This window comes from Nonomuraea sp. NPDC051298, assembly GCF_055586305.1.
The window spans coordinates 573,737-590,313 of record NZ_JBVJIM010000002.1; the positions used below are offsets into that span (position 1 = coordinate 573,737).

Here is a 16,577-nt window from a genome sequence, read left to right on the forward strand (position 1 = left end):
CGGGAGGTGAAGACGACTGGCCGGCACACCGGTGCAGGTGACGGGCACGGTGCTGACCACGCGCCGGGTCGACGCCTACCATGCGCTGACGGTGGTGGCGCCCGGCATCGCCGAGCGTTACCGCCCCGGCCATTTCGTCTCCGTGGCGGTCGGCGGGGCGTACACCTCGATGGTGACGCGCCGCGCGCTGTCCATCCACGACGTGAAGTCCGACTACGGCGGCACGGTCGAGCTGGTCTTCACCACCCGTGGGCCCGGCACGGCGTGGCTGGCCGAGCGGCGCGCCCGTGACACGCTCGACCTGGTCGGGCCGCTCGGGCGGCCGTTCCCGCTGCCGCGCGACCCCGTCCACTGCGTGCTGGTCGGCTCCGAGTACGGCTCCGCCGTGCTGTTCCCGCTGGCCGACGCGCTGCTGGCGCGGGGCTGCCGGGTCGACTTCGTGCTCGGCGGGGCCGGCGCGGAGCGGGTGTTCGGGGCGATGCGGGCCCGCAGGATGTCCGAGACGACCACGCTGACCACCGAGGACGGCTCGCTCGGGCTGCGCGGCAAGGTCACCGACGCGCTGCCCGCGGTGATCGCCGACACGCGGGCCGACGCCGTCTACGCCTGCGCGCCGATGGAGACGCTGCGGGCGGTGACGGCGGTGGCGATGGAGTTCGACATCCCGGTGCAGGTGGCGGTCGAAGAGGCGATGGCGTGTGGCATCGGCGTGTGCATGACGTGCGTGCTGCCCGTCATCGGCGACGACGGGACGACCAGGATGGTCAGGGCGTGTGCGGAGGGGCCGGTGTTCCGGGGGGAGCGGGTGCGCTTCGAGGACGTGGGAACGATCCCGTTCGACGCGCTCGGCGCCCCCGGGGGCGGTGCACGACATGTCGGTTGATATGCGGACATTTCTGGCGCATGTGGAGCTGGCGAACCCGATCACCACGGCCGCCGGCTGCGCCTCCTCGGGGCGGGAGCTGGCCCAGTTCTTCGACCTGCACCGGCTCGGCGCGCTGACCACCCGCTCCATCACTATGGCGCCGCGCGCCGGCCGGCCCACGCCCCGCATGGCCGAGACGCCCTCGGGCATGCTCAACGCCGTCGGGCTGCAGGGGCCGGGCATCGAGGCGTTCCTGGAACGCGAGCTGCCATGGCTGGCCCAGCGGGGCGTCAAGACCATCGTCTCGATCGGCGGCGGCACCGTCGCCGAATACTCCGAGCTGGCCCGCAGGCTCGCCGACGCGCCTGGGGTGACCGCGCTGGAGGTCAACCTCTCCTGCCCCAACATGGAGGACCGCGGGCGCGTCTTCGCCCGCGAGGGCAGCGCCGCGGCCGAGGTCATCGCCTCCGTACGCTCCATCATGCGCTACGACGTGCCCGTCATCGCCAAGCTCGCCCCCGACGTGGCCGACATCGTCTCCGTCGCGCGGGCCTGCGTGGACGCGGGGGCCGACGCGCTGTCCATGATCAACAATCCGCTGGGCATGGCCATCGACACCGAGGCGCTGCGGCCGTCCCTGGCCGCCGTCACCGGGGGGCTGTCGGGGCCGGCCATCCTGCCGCTGGCCGTACGGTGCGTCTGGCAGGTCCACGCCGCCCTGCCCGGCGTGCCCCTGATCGGCGTCGGCGGCGTGATGAGCGGCAGGGACGCCTTCCAGCTCGTCCTGGCCGGCGCCTGCGTGGTCGGGGTGGGCACGGCGCTGTTCCACGACCCGTACGCCTGCCTGCGCATCGAACGCGAGCTGGAGGACCTGCTGCGGGCCCGCGGCTTCCACCGGCTGGCCGACGCCGTCGGCCTGGCCCACCGCCCGCCCGGGAGCGCCCCCCGGCACCTGCTCGTCGACACCGAGGACAGCACGCCTTGACCTCGACCAGTGCGAACGTGGCCCGGCGCCGAGCAGAGCCTGACCTGATCCCCGAACCTTTGGAGAGCCCGCCTTGACCCCCGCCCCCATAGCCGTCGCCCTCGACGCGCCCGACCTGGAGACCGCCGCCCGGTGGGCCGCCCTGGTCACGCCCCACGTCAGCACGGTGAAGGTGGGCCTGGAGCTCTACCTGCGCTACGGGCCCGACGTGATCGCCTCCGTACGGGGGGCCAGCGGCGTACGCCTGTTCCTCGACCTCAAGCTGCACGACATCCCCAACACCGTCGCGGGCGCCGCGCGGGCCGTGGCGCGGCTGCGGCCCTCGATACTCACCGTGCACGCCGCAGGGGGGCCCGCCATGATCAGGGCCGCCGTGGAGGCCGCGCCGCACACCCAGATCGCCGCCGTCACCATCCTGACGTCCCTGACCGAGGACGACCTGGGACGCATCGGCCTCCTGGGACCGGCCGACGACGCCGTCCGCCGCCTGGCCGCGCTGTCGGTCGAGGCGGGCGCGACCGCGCTCGTGTGCTCGCCGAACGAGGTGCGGGCGGTGCGCGCGGAGGTGGGCGAGGGGATCACCCTCATCACTCCCGGCGTCCGGCCCGCGGGGGCCGCCACCCAGGACCAGGCGCGCGTGGCCACCCCTGAACAGGCGCTCGCCGACGGGGCCGACCTGCTGGTCATCGGCCGCCCCATCACCGGCTCCCCGGACCCGGGGGCCGCCGCGGCCGCCATCGCCGCCTCGCTGCGCCGGGCCTCCTGACGTGACCGCGCCGACGACCCCGCACCCGTGCCGCCCGCGACCGATCCGCAGCGGAACCCTGGAAGGGCGCACGCCCCGTGGGCACCGCATGCCCCGAGCCCGTCCGGCACCACCGGGCGCCACGAACGGCCCCCCGGACGGACGGCCGCCGCGACACGCCCGCAGGGCCCCGCTAACAAGATCGTAATGCATCCGCGCAGCCCTCCGCACGCCACCGCCCGCCCGGGTTTCGGCCCTGGTCTGGGCTGGATTTCGGACATCGGCGCGGGACGGGACCCCGATCGACGTCGCATTTCGCGACGTCGTCGCGGGCCGATGGGCGAAGGGGGAAGTGAGGGCGATTTGATCAGCGCAATGTGATTTTACGAACACGGAGAGTGATGAAGTGGATTTTGTGGCGAGAGAAACCGCTCTTGACGTTGCTTAGGGGGCGATGACCAGCTAGTTTCCCTTCCCGTCCGAGTACATCGACAGAAATTCGAGGTGACCCGGCGTGGCTCTTCCTCCCCTGACCCCTGAGCAGCGCGCCGCAGCCCTGGAGAAGGCTGCCAAGGCCCGTAAAGAGCGTGCCGAGGTCAAGAACCGGCTCAAGCATGGCGCGGTTTCTCTGGCTGAGGTGCTCAAGGATGGGCAGACCGATGACGTCATCGGCAAGATGAAGGTCTCGGCCTTGCTTGAATCGCTCCCCGGAGTGGGCAAGGTCCGCGCCAAGCAGCTCATGGAGCGGCTTGCGATCGCCGAGTCCCGCCGTGTGCGGGGCCTCGGCGCGAACCAGAGGGCCTCCCTCGAGCGCGAGTTCGGTGGCAACGAGAGCTAATCTCTGTTCCACACGAAACCGCGGGTTCAACGGGGGGTAGGAAGTGACCGAGAGGTCCTGGTCCGGCGACGTCAGCGCCCACGAGGCGGTCGGACCGGGAGCCGAGGTCGGCTTCCTGCCCTCATGCGAAAGACGGCTGACGGTCCTGTCGGGGCCGTCGGGCGTCGGTAAGTCCACGGTCGTCGCCGAGCTCCGGCGGGCACATCCAGAGGTGTGGCTGTCGGTCTCGGTGACCACCAGGCGGCCCCGGCCCGGCGAGGTCAACGGGGTCCACTACTTCTTCGTCGACGGCGAGGAGTTCGACCGGCTCGTGGCGGCCGGAGACCTGCTCGAATGGGCGGAGTTCGCGGGCAACCGCTACGGCACGCCGCGTGAGCCGGTGCTGAAGAAGCTCGCCGAGGGCATCCCGACACTGCTCGAGATCGACCTCGAGGGCGCCAGGCAGGTACGGCGGAGCATGCCGGAGGCGCTGCTGGTGTTCCTGGCCCCGCCCACGTGGGAGGAGCTGGAGAAGCGGCTGCGCGGTCGCGGCACCGAGCCGGAAGACGTCATCACGCGCCGGCTGGACGCCGGACGGGTCGAGATGGCCGCCGAGTCGGAGTTCGACCTCACGCTGGTCAACACAAGCGTCCAAGATGTGTGCCATCGGCTGATAGCCTTGATGACTGACCCTCAGGGGGTCACGACAACCACCAACCGAGAGGTCTGACATCGTGGCAGGTAGCACCCCGGCCGCGGAGGGCATCACCAACCCGCCGATCGACGCGCTGCTCGACATCGTCGACAGCAAATACTCCCTGGTGATCATGGGCGCCAAGCGCGCTCGCCAGATCAACGCCTACTACTCCCAGCTCGGCGAGGGCCTGCTGGAATACGTCGGGCCGCTGGTCGAGACGCATGCACAGGAAAAGCCGCTGTCCATCGCGCTGCGCGAGGTCTCCGAGGGCCTGCTCAACGCCGAGCCCATCGAAGGCGCGGTCTGACCCCTTCGATGAAGGTCGTCCTGGGCGTCAGCGGCGGCATCGCCGCTTACAAGGCGTGTGAGCTGCTGCGCCTGTTCGCCGAGTCCGGGCACGAGGTGCGGGTCGTGCCGACCCGCGAGGCTCTGAAGTTCGTGGGCGCGTCCACCTGGGCCGCCCTGTCGGGCAACCCCGTGTCAGCCGAGGTGTGGGACGACGTCCACGAGGTGCCCCACGTACGCATCGGCAAGAGCGCCGACCTCGTCGTGGTGGCGCCCGCGACCGCCGACGTGCTCGCCAGGGCCGCCCACGGCCTGGCGGGCGACCTGCTGACCAACACGCTGCTGACGGCCACCTGCCCGGTCGTGTTCGCGCCCGCGATGCACACCGAGATGTGGCAGCACCCCGCCACCCGCGCCAACGTCGCGACGCTGCGCGAGCGGGGCGCCGTCGTGATCGACCCGGCCGTGGGCCGGCTCACCGGCGCCGACACCGGCCCGGGGCGGTTGCCCGACCCGGCCGAGATCTTCCAGCTCTGCCTGCGCGTGCTGCGCGGGCGGCCCCGCGACCTGGCCGGGCGCAAGGTCGTGATCTCCGCGGGCGGCACCCGCGAGGCCATCGACCCCGTCCGCTACATCGGCAACCGATCCTCGGGCCTGCAGGGATACGCGCTGGCCCGCACGGCCGCCGCCAGGGGCGCGGAGGTGACGCTGGTGTCGGCCAACGTCACGCTGCCCGACCCGGCGGGGGCCACGGTGGTGCGGGTGGAGTCGGCGGCCGAGCTGCGCGAGGCGGTGCTCGCGGCCTCGGCCTCGGCCGACGTGGTCGTCATGGCCGCCGCGGTGGCCGACTTCCGGCCCGCGACGCGGCAGGACGCCAAGATCAAGAAGACCGGCGGCGAGCCCGAGCCCATCCGGCTGACCAAAAACCCCGACATCCTCGCCGAACTCGGCGAACGCCGCCGCAGCACCACTCAGACGAGCACGGCCGTGCCCGGTACGGCCGCTCAGACGAGTGCCACCGCGCCCGATACGGCCGCTCAGGGGAGCGCGGCCGTGCCCGGTACCGCCGCTCAGGTGAGCGCCACTGCGGCGGGCGCTGTCACATCCGGTGCTGCCGGGCCCGACGCCGCCGCGTCCGGTGCTGCCGGGCACGTGGGGCCGGGCGACGCGCCTGGCGACGCCGCGCGCCCGATTGGGGGCGAGGCGCCTGGCGGCGTGGCGGGGGCGGCCGAGGGTGGGACGCTTAGTGGCTCCGCACGGCTTGGCGAGGGCGACGCGCCCGAAGGCGGCACGTCCGGCGGTGGTGGTGTCGTGCGGTCCGGTGGGGGTGACACGCGCGAAGGCGGCACGTCCGGCGGGGGTGATGTCGTGCGGTCCGGTGGGGGCGGAGGCGCGGGATCCGGCAGGGAGGCGGGGAGCGTCGGTTCGCGGGTGGCGGCTGTGGGCGCGGGGCCCCGGGTGATCGTCGGATTCGCGGCAGAGACGCATGACGTGCTCGCCAACGGGCGGGCCAAGCTCGCGCGCAAGGGCTGCGACCTGCTGGTCGTCAACCAGGTGGGGGAGGGGTTGGCCTTCGGCACCCCCGGCAACGCCGCCACCGTGCTGGTGGCGGGCGGGGAGACGGTCGAGGTGCCGTTCGGGCCCAAGGAGGACCTGGCCGACGTGGTGTGGGACCTGGTCGCGGCCCGCCTCGTCTGAGCCGTCCTGAGCCCGCCTGCGCCGTCACCGTGCGCCGTCACCCTGAGTCGTCACCCTGGGCCGTCGCCACCTCAGGATCGCCACGCGGACGCTTCGGTTGGCGCAGTGCCTCGGTGGCAGCGGATATCGTCCCCTATTTGGCGTGCAAAGCGTACAGATCTCATTACTCGATCACCTGTTGCACCACCCCCATACGCCTACGGATACTTGGGGCGAAGGGGGATGGAATGCCGGTGGGTTCTGCTGTCAGAGATCGTTGTAGAACATTGCTCGGCGACCAAGGGGAAATTCACTACGTCTTTCCCGCGTTCTCCGCGGGGCCCGCTGGGACGGGGAATTTTCTCATCGTGGTCACGGCTTCGGCCATTTCCGTGCTGGCGACCAGGACGCTGAGGACCGATCGGCCGGTGTCGGTGTTCGCGGAGTTCCCGCGGCAGACCAGGCTCGGCCCGATCCTGCCCGGCCACGTTCTCGAGCTGGGCTCGATGGTGCTGGAGTTCGATGAGGAGTACGCCGCGGTGGTGTCGGCGGCCGACGCGGAGATCTTCGCGCCCGGGACTCTGCCGCCCGACCCTCTGCCCGAATTGTGATGGGAGACAGATGGTGGACAGTTTCGCGACCTGGCACCGGGTAGGGCTAGACTTCGGCGAGGCCCGGCCATGTCCATTGGTCACGGGCCTGACATCCGTCAGCAGCCGCTGCATGAGGAGCCACTGAGTTGTCACGTCGCCTGTTCACCTCCGAGTCGGTCACCGAAGGCCACCCGGACAAGATCGCCGACCAGATCAGTGACGCGATTCTCGACGCCATGCTCAAAGACGACCCCAAGAGCCGGGTCGCAGTCGAGACGCTGATCACCACCGGCCAGGTCCACGTCGCAGGCGAGGTCACGACCGAGACCTACGTCGACATCCCGGGCGTCATCCGGGAGAAGATCCTGGAGATCGGCTACGACGCCTCCCACAAGGGCTTCGACGGCGCCTCGTGCGGCGTGTCGGTGTCGATCGGCGCGCAGTCGCCCGACATCGCCCAAGGTGTCGACGACGCGTACGAGCACCGTGAGGGCGGCGACGCCGACGAGCTCGACCGCCAGGGCGCCGGAGACCAGGGCCTCATGTTCGGCTTCGCCTGCCGCGAGACCCCCGAGCTGATGCCGCTGCCGATCACGCTCGCCCACCGGCTGGCCCAGCGCCTGTCCGAGGTGCGCAAGACTGGCACCGTCCCCTACCTGCGTCCCGACGGCAAGACCCAGGTCACCATCGAATACGACGGCGACACGCCCGTCCGCCTCGACACCGTGGTCGTCTCCACGCAGCACGCGGCCGAGATCGACCTCAAGGAGATGCTGGCCCCCGACATCAAGGAGCACGTGGTCGACCCCGTGCTCGCCGATCTCGACCTCGACACCGAGGGCTACCGCCTGCTGGTCAACCCGACCGGCCGCTTCGAGATCGGCGGCCCGATGGGCGACGCCGGCCTCACCGGTCGCAAGATCATCATCGACACCTACGGCGGCATGGCCCGTCACGGTGGCGGCGCGTTCTCGGGCAAGGACCCGTCCAAGGTCGACCGTTCGGCCGCCTACGCCATGCGCTGGGTCGCCAAGAACGTCGTCGCGGCCGGGCTCGCCGACCGGTGCGAGGTGCAGGTGGCGTACGCGATCGGCAAGGCCCAGCCGGTGGGCCTGTTCGTCGAGTGCTTCGGCACCGAGAAGCTTCCGGTGGAGAAGATCCAGGAGGCCGTGCTGCAGGTGTTCGACCTGCGTCCCGCGGCCATCATCCGCGACCTCGACCTGCTGCGCCCGATCTACTCGGAGACCGCCGCCTACGGGCACTTCGGCCGTGAGGGCTTCTCCTGGGAGTCCACCGACCGCGCCGAGGCCCTGCGGACCGCCGCCGGTCTCTGAGCCCCAGCGGTAGCCCCAGCCGGCGGCCTGCGGCCCGCCGCCCCGTGCGTTGGTCGCGGGGTGCCGGGTCGACGCCCGCTCGTCGAGGGGCCGCCGCTCGACGCGCTGTCGGCTGACGCGCTGTCGGCCGAGGGACTGTCGGCTGAGGGGTGGCTTGCCTACGGACCGGTGTCGTCCTCGTCGTGAGAGGCGCGGCACCGGTCGTGTGCGTCTGCCGCCGTCGCCGATGGCCTTCGGTGCGCCGCGGCTGGTGCGGTGTCCCGCCGGTTGGTCCCGTGGGTCGCGTCCGGACGTTCGTGGGCGTGTGGCGGGGTGGGGGTCTGGTAGACGTTATGCGTGACCGACTCCTCCGACGACGCCCTTCTGCCGCTCGAAGCCGTGCGGCCCCCGGCCTCGTCGAAGGACACCAGGTCGAAGGAGACCAAGGGGGCTCCCGTCCCCGCCCCGAGCGACCCCGTGGCGCGGGTGGCGGTGGACAGTCCGTTGCCGCACCTCGACCGGCCCTTCGACTATCTCGTTCCGGCCGGGATGCACGAGACGGCCGAGCCAGGCGTGCGGGTGCGGGTGCGGTTCGCGGGCAAGCTGGTCGACGGCTTCCTGCTGGAACGCGTCGCCGAGAGCGAGCACGAGGGCAGGCTGACGCCGCTGGAACGCGTGGTGTCGCCGGAGCGCGTGCTCACCCCGGAGATCGCCGGGCTGGCCAGGGCCGTGGCCGACCGGTACGCGGGCACCCTGACCGACGTCCTGCGCCTGGCCATCCCGCCCCGCCACGCCAAGGCCGAGGCGCAGACCCCGGAGGCGCTCCCCACGCCCACCCCGGCCCCCGCGCCCACCCCGGCCCCCGCGCCCACCCCGGCCCCCGAATCCGTCCCGGCCCCCGCGCCTGCCCCGGCCCTCGAGTCCGTTCCGGCCTCCGCGCCTGTCTCGGCCCCTGCGCTCGCGCCTGGCCCCGCGCCCGCCTCAGCCCCAGAGCCCGCCCCTGGTCCCGCGCCCACTCCAGCGGTCCCCGAGCCCTCGGCCCCGGCGGGCGAGCAGGCTCCACGACGTGAGCAGGTCCCACGACGCGAGCACCCCCCCGAGGGCACGCGGGTCGCGAGTGCCTGGGACGCGTACCCGACCGGCCCCTCGTTCCTCGACGCCCTGCGCCAGGGGCGGGCCCCGAGGGCCGTGTGGTCGGCGGTGCCCGGCGCCCAGGGCTGGGCGGTCCCGGTCGCCGAGGCCGTACGCGCCACCCTGGACGGCGGCAGGGGAGCTGTCGTCGTGGTCCCCGACGGCAAGGACGTGGCGCTGGCCGACGCCGCGTTCGAGCGGTTGCTCGGCCCGGGCAGGCACGTGGCGCTCACCGCCGACCTGGGCCCGGCCGAGCGCTACCGGCGATGGCTGAAGGTGCTGAGAGGCCAGGTGCGCGCCGTGGTCGGCACACGGGGCGCCATGTTCGCCCCGGTCGCCGCGCTCGGCCTGGTCGCCATCTGGGACGACGGCGACGACCTGCACGCCGAGCGCCTGGCCCCCTACCCGCACGCCCGCGAGGTGCTCGGGCTGCGCGCCCACAGGACGGGCGCGGCGATGCTGATCGGCGGCTACGCGCGTACGGCCGAGGCCACCCAGCTCATCGCCTCCCGCTGGGCCAGGCCGATCGTGGCCGCCCGTACGACGATCAGGAGCCTGGCCCCCCGCGTCCACCCCGCGGGGGAGGACGCCGAGCTGGCCAAGGACCAGGCCGCCCGGCAGGCCCGCCTGCCCAGCCTCGCCTGGCGGGCCCTGCGCCACGGGCTGGAGCGCGGCCCCGTGCTGGTGCAGGTGCCCAGGCGGGGCTACCTGCCGGCGCTGGCCTGCCGGCACTGCCGCGCCCCGGCCCGCTGCGTCCTGCCGCCCACCCGGACGGCCGCGCGGCTCGTGGAGGCCGACGGCGAGGCGCCGCGCTGTCACGGGCCGCTGGCGCTCAGGGGCGGCCACGCGGCTCCCTACTGCCGCTGGTGCGGAAGGGTGGACGCCGACTGGCGGTGCCCGAACTGCGGCAGTCCCCGGCTGCGGGCGGTCGTCACGGGCGCCCGGCGTACGGCGGAGGAGCTGGGCCGGGCGTTCCCGTCCGTTCAGGTGCGCACGTCCGGGCGCGACGGCGTCCTGGCCACCGTGCCGGCCGCGCGCGCCCTGGTCGTCGCAACGCCGGGCGCGGAGCCGGTGGCGGAGGGCGGCTACGCGGCGGCCGTGCTGCTCGACGGATGGGCGCTGCTGGGGCGGGCCGACCTGCGGGCCGCCGAGGAGACGGTGCGCCGCTGGATGAACGCCGCCGCCCTCCTGCGTCCCGCCGCCGAGCTGGTGGTGCTCGGTGACGCGGGGCTGCCCGCCGTACAGGCCTTGCTCAGGTGGGACCCGGTCACCCACGCGGAGCGCGAGCTGGGCGACCGGGCCGAGCTGGGGTTCCCGCCCGCGGTGCGGATGGCCACGCTCACGGGCGTCGCCGCCGCGGTCAGGCAGATGCTCGACGAGGTACGCCTGCCGCCCGACGCCCAGGTGCTCGGCCCGGTGCCGGTGGACGACTCGGGCCAGGAACGTGCCATGATCCGCGTGCCCCGTACCGGCGGCCTGGCGCTGGCCGCCGCGCTCAAGGGAGCCAGCGGGGTACGTGCTGCGCGTAAGACGCCAGATGTCGTGAAGGTGAGTGTCGACCCGCTCGACCTGATTTAGACCGTTTCCCCGATTCGCTCATCCGTTGGCCAGCCGTTAGCGTGCCCCTGTGTCGATCGAATGGGTGAACCAGGCCATCGACGACCTGCGTGCATGGGGGCGCACGCGGGAAGTCGAGGTGGACGCGGACGAGGTCCGCCTGCTCTGCGACTACGCCAGCGACTACCTCAACGTCAACGAACCGGGCGACTTCTCTCCTGAGACCTTCGACGAGCTGCTGCTGTCCATCTACCCGCGCAAGGTCATCGCCCCGCCCGAGAGCGCTCCCGAGACCGTCGCGGCCGCCCGCACCCTCGTCGACTACCTCAGCGAGTCCGGCCAGGTGAGCCCGGAGACCGCCGGGCTCATGCGCGAGCGGCTCGACGACATCGAGCCCCGAATGCCCGGGGCGCTCGCCGACCCGGCGAACTTCGGGATGGCCAAGAGCCTGTTCAGCTCCATCGGCCCCGAGTCGCTCGAGCAGTCGATCGCCATCCCCTCCGGCGAGCTGCCCGACCTGGGCGAGGCGCCCTGCGACTGCCCGGCGTGCACGCCGCTGCCCGCCGTGCGGCTGGCCGATCCCGGCGACCTGCGCGCCGCGCTGGAGGCCGTCCCCATGCTGGCCGAGCAGCCGCTGCCCGACGGCGACGAGCCGCTGACGGCCTGGGCGCAGCGCGTCGCCCACCTGCTGGAGCAGGACACCGGCGGCGCGGTCACCGGCTCGGCCGAGCTGGACGAGGGCCTCTACGACCTGTGCGACATGCTCTACCGGCTCCAGGTGCGGGTGCCCGTCACGGTCATCCACGACCACCTCGACGAGATCGCCGGCGACGGCGAGGTCGACCTGCCGCCCGTGCTCGGGCGGCTGGAGTGGTCGGGCCTGCTCCGCGTCACAGGCGACTCCGCCGAGCTGACGCCCCAGGGCGTCTGGGCGCTGCGCGAGCACTACCTCTCCCTCGGCATCGACGCCCCCCAGGCCCCCGACCTGGCCGAGGCCGACGCGCTCGGGCTCATCGAGGGGCTGCTCGAAGGCGTGCCCACCGAGCTGGCCGAAGACGACATCACCCGCTGGCTGACCGGCCGCGTGTCCGGCGAGGCCGCCGCCGAGCTGCTGGCCGCCGCCTCCGGCGCGCCCGCCGTGGCCCGCGGCATCGCCATCACCATCGTCGACCGGCTCGGCCCAGACGCCGAGCCCGCCGTCCGCGGCTACCTCGAAGACCAGGAGCTGCGGCCGCACGCCATCCACTGGCTGGCCGCCAGAGGGCTGCCCGCGCCGCCCCTCACCCAGGACGAGCTGCTGTGGGTCAGCGTCGACATGCTGGCCCTGGCCATGCCCGCGGCCGAGGAGGACCCCGAGATCTTCGCCGAGAACATGGCCGCCTCCGGCCCACCCGCCCACCTGATCGAGGAGATGTGGCGGGTCGACCACCCCGACGTCGTCGACGTGCTCGAACTCCTCGGGCGCTCCATCCCCGACGGCACGGTGGCCAAGGCGGCACGCAAGGCCGCGTTCAAAGCCCGGTCGCGAGCCATCCGTTGAGTACGCTCATGTGACCGGTGTGCAGTAAGTTTCGTGGGTGGCAAACAACGTCTTCGACCTCGCCGAGCTGCGCAAGCTGATCGATGAGCAGGCCGCCGTGCCGCCACGGCCCCCTGAGGAGACTCCGGTGGAGCACGAGGCGCTGACCTTCCCGCCGGTGCTGCCGGCGTCCGACGCCGAGCTGGCCAAGGCGGTGCCCACGGTGCCGCTCGTGGCCGACGCGATCAGGCTCACGGCCTGGACGGGCACCCGCCAGGTCGCCCCGCACGGGCACCTGGCCGAGGCCGACGCCGCTGCCGCCGCGGTCGAGCTGGGCCTGTCCGCCGCCCGCGTCCGCCTGGTCTGGATCGTCGCCGTCAACACCGGGCTGCTGCAGATCGTCGGCGGCCGGGCCGCACGGGGTCCGCTGTCGATGCAGCTCACGGTCGAGGCCACGCTGGAGTTCTGGGACGGCGTGGTCATGGACGTGCTCGACCGCGCCGACGACGGGCTCACCGGGTCGGCCGTGGTCGACGGCCACCTGGCCGAGATGCTGGCCACGATCTACTCCGTACGGTCGGGCGTCGCCACCGCCAACCTCGCCCGCGGCATCCTCCAGTCCCACGAGGTGGCCTGCGCGCCGGGGCCCGCCGAGATGCGCAAGATCGCCGCCGCGCTGCCCGCGGAGCTGCTGGAGGCGCTGAGCCTGCTGACGTACTGCGGGCTGGTCGAGCAGACCGTCGCGGGCCGTACCGCGCTCACCCCGCTGGGCGTCTGGGCCATCCGCCGCGACCTGCTGCGCGAGGGGCACGACGCGCCCACGACGGCCGAGGTGGAGGTGTTCGCCGACCTGTCGGCGGCCGAGCTGGTCGACGCCCTCGTCAAGGGCGGCGCCACGCAGAGCGCGGTGGCCGGGTGGCTGGAGCGCCGCTCGCCCGAGTCGGCCGCCCGCGACCTGATCGAGATCGCCGCCTCCGGCACGGCCGGCCAGCGCGGCGCGGTGGGGGCGGTCCTGGAGGAGCTGGGCCCGGAGGCCGAGCTGCCGGTCAGGCAGGCGCTCGACCATCCGCTCATGCGCCGCTACGCCGCCTCCTGGCTGCACATCCGCGACCTGAAGGCCCCGGCGCTCAGCCCCGACGACCACACCTGGATCGCCGTCGACTCCCTGGCCGCGCTCATGCACCTGTCCGGCCCGGCCGCGGTCCGCATCGACCCGCCCGAGCCGGGCGAAGACCTGATCAAGCTGGTCGGCGAGATGCCCGCGGTCGGCCACCCCGACACGGTCGCCGTGCTCGACATGCTCGCCACCGCCCACGACGACCAGGCCGTGGTCAAGGCGGCGCGCAAGGCCGCGATGAAGGCCCGCTCGCTGGAGCACGCCAGGGCGCACGGCGGCTGACGGCCCCGCGCGCCCGCACCCACTAAACTGGGTTGGTCCACGCTTGAGAAACGGAGTGACCCCCTTGGCGATCCAGTCGATCCGGCTGTTCGGTGACCCGGTGCTGCGCACCCCGGCGGCCCCGGTCGTCGACTTCGACAAGGAGCTGCGCAAGCTGGTCAAAGACCTCACCGACACGATGATGGACGCCCCGGGGGCCGGCCTCGCGGCCCCGCAGATCGGCGTCGGGCTCCGAGTCTTCACCTACTACGTCGACGAGCAGCTCGGCCACCTGATCAACCCCGATCTAGACCTCTCCGCCGACCTCGACGAGGAGGGCGAGGAGGGCTGCCTGTCGTTCCCCGGCCTGTCGTTCCCCACCCCGCGGGCCGTCCGCGCCGTGGCCAAGGGCTTCGACCTGCACGGCGAGCCCGTCACGATCGAGGGCACCGACCTGATGGCGCGGTGCTTCCAGCACGAGACCGACCACCTCGACGGCATCCTGTTCATCGACCGCATGGACCCCAAGCAGCGCAAACTGGCCATGAAGGCCGTGCGCGAGGCGGAGTGGAGCGGCCTGGCCGCACCCGTGATCAAGGTCTCGCCCCACGTCACCGGCGGAAAGGCGCTCTGAACGCATGCGTCTGGTCTTCGCGGGCACTCCCGAGACGGCGCTGCCGTCGCTGCGCGCCCTGATCGACTCGCCCCGGCACGAGGTGGTGGCGGTCGTCACCCGGCCCGACGCCCAGTCGGGCCGCGGCCGTAAGGTGCACCCCTCGCCGGTGGCCGCGCTGGCGGAGGAGACCGGCATCGAGGTGCTGCGCCCGCAGAAGGCCGGTGACCCGGCCTTCCTCGACCGGCTGCGCGCCCTTGAGCCCGACTGCTGTCCCGTGGTGGCCTACGGCGCGCTGCTGCCGCAGTCGGCCCTCGACGTGCCCCGGCACGGCTGGATCAACCTGCACTTCTCGATCCTGCCCGCCTGGCGCGGGGCCGCCCCCGTCCAGCACTCGATCCTGCACGGCGACGAGATCGGCGGCGCGACGACGTTCCAGATCGTCAAAGAGCTGGACGCCGGTCCCGTCTACGGGGTGGTGACCGAGGAGATCCGCGCCTCCGACACCAGCGGGTCGCTGCTGGAGCGGCTGTCGGTCTCGGGAGCGGGGCTGCTGTCGGCCACCCTCGACGGCGTCGAGGACGACACCCTCGAGGCCCGCCCGCAGCCCGCCGACGGCGTCACCGTCGCCCCCAAGATCACTGTCTCGGACGCCCGCGTCGACTGGGCCAAGCCCGCCATGCACGTCGACCGCCTGATCCGCGCCTGCACGCCCAATCCCGGGGCCTGGGCCGAGTTCCGCGGCCAGCGGGTCAAGCTCGGGCCGGTGCGCGTGCTAGCGGGTGAGCGCCTGGCGCCGGGGGAGATCACGGCCACGAAGACGTCGGTGATGGTCGGCACCGCCACCGGCGCGGTCGAGCTGGGCGAGGTGCAGCCGCAGGGCAAGAGGCTGATGGGAGCGGGGGAGTGGGCCCGGGGGGTCCGCCCCGAGAGCGGCGAGGTCTTCACGTGACCGACGGCCGTCCGCGCAAGCCTCGCCGGCCCACCCGCGACCCGGCGCGCAACGCGGCCTTCGACGTCGTGCGCGCGGTCGACGAGCGCGACGCGTACGCCAACCTGCTCCTGCCGCGCCTGCTCCGCGAGCGGGGCATCAGGGGGCGCGACGCCGCGCTGGCGACCGAGCTGACCTACGGGACCCTGCGCGGGCTCGGCACCTACGACGCCGTCATCGAGGTGTGCAGCGACCGCGCGCCCGACCCCGACGTACGCGACGCCCTGCGCCTCGGCGCCCACCAGCTCCTGCGCATGCGCGTCCCGCCGCACGCGGCCGTCGGCACCACCGTCGACCTCGTACGCCTGCGCGTCGGCGCCGGGGCCGCCAAGTTCGTCAACGCGGTGCTGCGCAAGGTCGGCTCCAGGACACTCGACGAATGGGTGCCCATCGTCGCGCCCGACCCGGCCGACGACCCGGTCGGCCACCTGGCCGTCGCCCACGGCCACCCCCGATGGATCGTCTCCGCCTTCCGCGACGCCCTGGGCGCGCCCGACGAGTTGGCCGACCTGCTCGACGCCGACAACGCCCGTCCCCTGGTGACCCTGGTCGCGCGGCCGGGGCGCAGCTCGGTGGCCGAGCTGGCCGACGCGGGGGCCGTGCCGGGGCGCTACTCGCCGTACGCCGCCTACCTGCGCGAGGGCGATCCCGGGCAGATCGCGGCCGTGGCCGAGACCCGCGCCGCGGTCCAGGACGAAGCCAGCCAGTTGGTCGCGCTCGCCCTCACCCGGGTGCCGCTGAACGGCGGCCGTGACCGTGACCGTGACCGTGACGGCGAGCTGTGGCTCGACATGTGCGCGGGCCCCGGCGGGAAGGCCGGGCTGCTCGACGCCATCGCCACCCACGGAGACCTGACCGAGGCGGGCGATCCCGCGCCGGAGGGCTTTCCCGGCGGCGCGCGGTTGCTGGCCGCCGACGTCCAATACCACCGGGCGCGGCTGGTCTGGCAGACCACCCGGGAGGCCGCGGTGGTCACCGCCGACGGCCTCGAGCCCGCCTGGCGGCCGGAGGCGTTCGACCGGGTCATGCTCGACGCGCCCTGCACCGGGCTCGGCGCGCTGCGGCGACGGCCCGAGGCCAGGTGGCGGCGCGACCCGTCCGGCATCGCCGACCTCGGCAAGCTGCAGCGGCGGCTGCTCGACACGGCCGTCGACGCCGTCCGCCCCGGCGGCGTCGTGGCGTACGTCACGTGCTCGCCGCACCTGGCCGAGACGCGGGTCGTGGTGAGCGACGTCCTGGCGCGCAGGCCTGACCTCGAGCAGCTCGACGCCCGCCGCCACCTGCCCGAGGTGGCGGGGCTCGGTGACGGGCCGCACGCCCAGTTCTGGCCGCACCGGCACGGCACCGACGCGATGTTCCTGGCCCTGCTGCGCAAGCGCTCCTGACGGCGTGCCGGGGGCGGTCCTGGTGG

15 protein-coding genes are annotated in these 16,577 nt (G+C 73.4%); all 15 read left to right on the forward strand.

The window, feature by feature from the left end:
• Window positions 1-31 precede the first annotated feature (31 nt).
• Window positions 32-883: a dihydroorotate dehydrogenase electron transfer subunit gene (locus ACZ6S0_RS07960; protein WP_465914484.1), complete on the forward strand. Its 852-nt coding sequence runs from the start codon at window positions 32-34 to the stop codon at window positions 881-883.
• Complete coding sequence (locus ACZ6S0_RS07965; protein WP_465914488.1) at window positions 873-1,850, forward strand: dihydroorotate dehydrogenase; 978 nt, start codon at window positions 873-875, stop codon at window positions 1,848-1,850. The genes ACZ6S0_RS07960 and ACZ6S0_RS07965 overlap by 11 nt, the downstream gene beginning before the upstream one ends.
• A 73-nt stretch (window positions 1,851-1,923) precedes the next feature.
• Complete coding sequence (gene pyrF, locus ACZ6S0_RS07970) at window positions 1,924-2,616, forward strand: orotidine-5'-phosphate decarboxylase (RefSeq protein WP_344889664.1); 693 nt, start codon at window positions 1,924-1,926, stop codon at window positions 2,614-2,616.
• Window positions 2,617-3,109: 493 nt separating this feature from the next.
• Window positions 3,110-3,433: an integration host factor, actinobacterial type gene (gene mihF / locus ACZ6S0_RS07975; protein ID WP_020541698.1), complete on the forward strand. Its 324-nt coding sequence runs from the start codon at window positions 3,110-3,112 to the stop codon at window positions 3,431-3,433.
• Between the two features lie 115 nt (window positions 3,434-3,548).
• Complete coding sequence (gene gmk, locus ACZ6S0_RS07980) at window positions 3,549-4,142, forward strand: guanylate kinase (RefSeq protein ID WP_344889674.1); 594 nt, start codon at window positions 3,549-3,551, stop codon at window positions 4,140-4,142.
• 4 nt (window positions 4,143-4,146) lie between these two features.
• Window positions 4,147-4,416: a DNA-directed RNA polymerase subunit omega gene (gene rpoZ, locus ACZ6S0_RS07985; RefSeq protein WP_090930634.1), complete on the forward strand. Its 270-nt coding sequence runs from the start codon at window positions 4,147-4,149 to the stop codon at window positions 4,414-4,416.
• 8 nt (window positions 4,417-4,424) lie between these two features.
• Window positions 4,425-6,092 carry a bifunctional phosphopantothenoylcysteine decarboxylase/phosphopantothenate--cysteine ligase CoaBC gene (coaBC, locus tag ACZ6S0_RS07990; RefSeq protein WP_465914494.1) on the forward strand — a complete coding sequence of 556 codons (1,668 nt, stop codon included), beginning with the start codon at window positions 4,425-4,427 and terminating at the stop codon, window positions 6,090-6,092.
• A gap of 347 nt (window positions 6,093-6,439) precedes the next feature.
• On the forward strand, window positions 6,440-6,682 hold the full coding sequence (locus ACZ6S0_RS07995) for a hypothetical protein (RefSeq protein WP_465914497.1): 243 nt from the start codon (window positions 6,440-6,442) through the stop codon (window positions 6,680-6,682).
• Window positions 6,683-6,810: 128 nt separating this feature from the next.
• On the forward strand, window positions 6,811-7,998 hold the full coding sequence (gene metK, locus ACZ6S0_RS08000; RefSeq protein WP_465914500.1) for a methionine adenosyltransferase: 1,188 nt from the start codon (window positions 6,811-6,813) through the stop codon (window positions 7,996-7,998).
• Window positions 7,999-8,334: 336 nt separating this feature from the next.
• Window positions 8,335-10,686 carry a primosomal protein N' gene (locus ACZ6S0_RS08005; RefSeq protein ID WP_465914504.1) on the forward strand — a complete coding sequence of 784 codons (2,352 nt, stop codon included), beginning with the start codon at window positions 8,335-8,337 and terminating at the stop codon, window positions 10,684-10,686.
• Window positions 10,687-10,735: 49 nt separating this feature from the next.
• Complete coding sequence (locus tag ACZ6S0_RS08010) at window positions 10,736-12,205, forward strand: hypothetical protein (RefSeq protein ID WP_465914506.1); 1,470 nt, start codon at window positions 10,736-10,738, stop codon at window positions 12,203-12,205.
• Window positions 12,206-12,242: 37 nt separating this feature from the next.
• A complete protein-coding gene (locus ACZ6S0_RS08015) occupies window positions 12,243-13,583 on the forward strand; it encodes a hypothetical protein (RefSeq protein ID WP_465914508.1) in 1,341 nt (446 codons plus the stop codon).
• 64 nt (window positions 13,584-13,647) lie between these two features.
• Window positions 13,648-14,196 (forward strand): peptide deformylase, encoded by a 549-nt coding sequence (gene def / locus ACZ6S0_RS08020; RefSeq protein ID WP_465914509.1) that lies wholly within the window; start codon window positions 13,648-13,650, stop codon window positions 14,194-14,196.
• 4 nt (window positions 14,197-14,200) lie between these two features.
• Window positions 14,201-15,127, forward strand: a complete 927-nt coding sequence (gene fmt, locus ACZ6S0_RS08025; protein WP_465914511.1) for a methionyl-tRNA formyltransferase — start codon at window positions 14,201-14,203, stop codon at window positions 15,125-15,127.
• Complete coding sequence (locus tag ACZ6S0_RS08030; RefSeq protein ID WP_465914513.1) at window positions 15,124-16,551, forward strand: RsmB/NOP family class I SAM-dependent RNA methyltransferase; 1,428 nt, start codon at window positions 15,124-15,126, stop codon at window positions 16,549-16,551. Before fmt ends, ACZ6S0_RS08030 begins: the two co-directional genes overlap by 4 nt.
• The last annotated feature ends 26 nt before the right edge of the window (window positions 16,552-16,577 follow it).

What these genes read in the sequence shown, in the direction of transcription:
- ACZ6S0_RS07965 (WP_465914488.1), top strand. Translation starts at nt 873, where the DNA reads ATGTCGGTTGATATGCGGACATTTCTGGCGCATGTGGAGCTGGCGAAC.
- coaBC (WP_465914494.1), top strand. Translation starts at nt 4,425, where the DNA reads ATGAAGGTCGTCCTGGGCGTCAGCGGCGGCATCGCCGCTTACAAGGCG.
- fmt (WP_465914511.1), top strand. Translation starts at nt 14,201, where the DNA reads ATGCGTCTGGTCTTCGCGGGCACTCCCGAGACGGCGCTGCCGTCGCTG.